Consider the following 1632-nt stretch of genomic DNA (forward strand, 5'->3'; position numbering starts at 1 on the left):
GCGACGACGATCGCCAGCACCCACCAGCGCCGCGCCGAATCGATCTGCTTTGTGACGGTTTGATGCATCGGCGCGCGGACCTTGCGGAATTTATTTGCGCCCGATGCTCTCAGATCGGCGTCATCCGCGCGATTACCTCGGAGGTAGGACTTGCTGCTTTGGCCCGATTGCTGCATGTCGGTTCCCGCTGGCCTCGTGGGGTTCGGAAGTCTTCCGATGTACGATTACGACATGGTGGTGATCGGCTCGGGCCCGTCGGGGCGCCGGGCCGCGGTGCAATGCGCCAAGCTCGGCAAGGCCGTGCTGGTGGTGGAGAAGGGCCGGCGGGTCGGCGGCGTCTCCGTCCACACCGGCACCATCCCGTCCAAGACCCTGCGCGAGACCGTGCTCAATTTGTCCGGCTGGCGCGAGCGCGGCTTCTACGGCCGCTCCTACCGGGTCAAGCAGGACATCGCGGCGAGCGATCTGATGACCCGGCTCCAGAAGACGCTGGACCATGAGGTCGAGGTGCTGGAGCATCAGTTCAGCCGCAATTTGGTGCGGACCGCCAACGGCGAGGCGCGCCTGGTCTCGCCGCACGAGGTCGAGATCACGAGCGCGATCGGCGAGACCAAGGTGGTGTCGGCCGCCTTCATCCTGATCGCCTGCGGCACGCGCCCGTTCCGCCCCGATTACGTGCCGTTCGATGGCGCGACCGTGCTCGACAGCGACGAGATCATCGAGCTGCCAAAACTGCCGCGCAGCCTGGCCGTGATCGGAGCCGGCGTGATCGGCGTCGAATATGCCACCATCTTCAGCGCGCTCGACGTGCCCGTCACCCTGATCGAGCCGCGGCCGACCTTCCTCGATTTCATCGACAAGGAATTGATCGACGAGTTCATGCACGAATTGCGCGACCGCAATGTCGCGCTGCGGCTCGGCTCGAAGGTCACCTCGATCGAGAAAACCGCGCAGGGCAGCATCGTCACGCATCTGTCGGACGGCCGGCATGTCACCACGGAAATGCTGCTGTTCGCGGCGGGCCGTGTCGGCGCCACCGACCGGCTCAACCTCGAGGCCGCCGGCATCGCCGTCGATCATCGCGGGCGGATCACGGTCGATCCCGTGACCTTGCAGACCAGCGTGCCGCACATTTACGCCGCCGGCGATGTGATCGGTTTTCCGAGCCTTGCCTCCACGTCGATGGAGCAGGGCCGCGTCGCCGCCTGCCACGCGCTCGGCATGGAGCCGCTGGCGCCGCCGGAGTTCTTTCCCTACGGCATCTATTCGGTGCCGGAAATCTCGACCGCGGGTCTCACCGAGGAAGAGGTGCGCACGCGCGGCATTCCCTACGAGGTCGGCATCGCGCGCTTCCGCGAGACCTCGCGCGGCCACATCATGGGGCTGAACAGCGGCATGATGAAGATGATCTTCTCGACCAAGACCCGCCGCCTGCTCGGCGTGCACATCCTCGGCGAAGGCGCCACCGAGCTGATCCATATCGGCCAGGCCGTGCTCAACCTCAAAGGCACGATCGATTATTTCATCCAGAACACCTTCAACTATCCGACGCTGGCCGAGGCCTACAAGATCGCCGGGCTGGATGCGTGGAACAGGATGACAAGGTGACCTTCCTTCGCCTCTCCCCGCTTG

Annotated in this window: 1 protein-coding gene; it reads left to right on the top strand. The window is 65.1% G+C overall.

Translation table 11 applies throughout. The features are described from left to right. The first annotated feature begins 216 nt into the window (after positions 1-216). Positions 217-1608 carry a Si-specific NAD(P)(+) transhydrogenase gene (gene sthA / locus ACXJL8_RS40555; RefSeq protein WP_456618418.1) on the top strand — a complete coding sequence of 464 codons (1392 nt, stop codon included), beginning with the start codon at positions 217-219 and terminating at the stop codon, positions 1606-1608. Positions 1609-1632 lie beyond the last annotated feature (24 nt).

It is taken from the genome of Bradyrhizobium sp. P5_C11_2 (assembly GCF_054049755.1).

Coding starts and splice junctions, on each gene's coding strand:
- sthA (WP_456618418.1), top strand. CDS start 217: ATGTACGATTACGACATGGTGGTGATCGGCTCGGGCCCGTCGGGGCGC.